Below are 572 nucleotides of genomic sequence, written 5' to 3'. Positions count from 1 at the left end.
ACAAACGTTTATTAGTATGTGTCACTTCGATAGATGTCTTGTATTCTTTAAAGTTTGGTTGCTGATATTTATGTCCTTAAACAACCCCCTACCACCTTCAGCAGAAGTGTGATTCGCTTCATAGACGTCAAATAAATTTTTACTGCTAACATGCGTGTAAAGTTGCGTTGTGAGAATGCTAGCATGACCTAGTATTTCTTGGTTTTTGCGAAGGTCAGCGCCAATATCCAATATTCTTGTGGCGATACAGATGGCACGCGCCACTACGGTCAAACCCCGCTAATTTCACGTACTGTGATGCCATATCAGACAACTAACCCGGCACTTAGCGTTTGTCATTGTTAGCCAGAAACAATGGCCTTTCTGAGCTAATGAATTCAAACATTGGCTAAAATCTTACCGAAGCAAACAGCTAGCAATTCATATTCTTAGTTTGCTGACGAAACAAGTCGTTTGATAACCCTTTCTTATGCTCCTATTGCTTGATGTTGGAGCTAGATTCCAAAAAAATGTAAAAAAATTACAAAAAATTTATTCTTACTATAATTCAATAGGATATCTAATTTACCCAT

The 572-nt window shown here is 37.6% G+C and carries 1 protein-coding gene; it reads right to left on the bottom strand.

From position 1 onward, the window contains the following. Positions 1-21: 21 nt before the first annotated feature. Positions 22-264, bottom strand: coding sequence for a tyrosine-type recombinase/integrase (locus L1D46_RS20855; protein ID WP_239978187.1), 243 nt, complete (start codon positions 262-264; stop codon positions 22-24). Positions 265-572 lie beyond the last annotated feature (308 nt).

This window comes from Pseudoalteromonas sp. Isolate3 (assembly GCF_022398505.1).
Taxonomy (GTDB): Bacteria; Pseudomonadota; Gammaproteobacteria; order Enterobacterales; family Alteromonadaceae; genus Pseudoalteromonas; species Pseudoalteromonas apostichopi.
The sequence above is the reverse complement of the archived record's forward strand: the minus strand, read 5'-3'. Positions and strand labels throughout refer to the sequence as shown.